The 299-nt window shown below is 45.8% G+C and carries 2 rRNA genes; both read left to right on the forward strand.

The features are described 5' to 3' along the window. A 23S ribosomal RNA gene (locus NV379_RS25740) occupies positions 1 to 153 on the forward strand; the annotation flags it as partial. Between the two features lie 83 nt (positions 154 to 236). Continuing rightward, a 5S ribosomal RNA gene (gene rrf, locus NV379_RS26245) occupies positions 237 to 299 on the forward strand; the annotation flags it as partial.

Raw genomic sequence — 299 nt, forward strand, 5'->3', positions numbered from 1 at the left:
TAAGCGCTGAAAGCATCTAAGCGCGAAGCCCCCCTCAAGATGAGATTTCCCAATTAGTAAGACCCCTTGTAGACGACGAGGTTGATAGGTTGGGGGTGGAAGCGCGGTAACGTGTGGAGCTGACCAATACTAATAGGTCGAGGGCTTATCTAAAATAACGAATTTAATTCGTAAAACCGCTTTATTCTTCAATTCGCATCTAGTTTTCAAGGCATAAGCCTTGCACAATTAACTTGTTTGGTGACGATGGCGAAAGGGAACCACACGTACCCATCTCGAACACGACCGTTAAGCCTTTC

The sequence above is a fragment of the Paenibacillus radicibacter genome, from assembly GCF_024721995.1.
In the GTDB taxonomy this organism is placed as follows: Bacteria; Bacillota; Bacilli; order Paenibacillales; family NBRC-103111; genus Paenibacillus_AM; species Paenibacillus_AM radicibacter.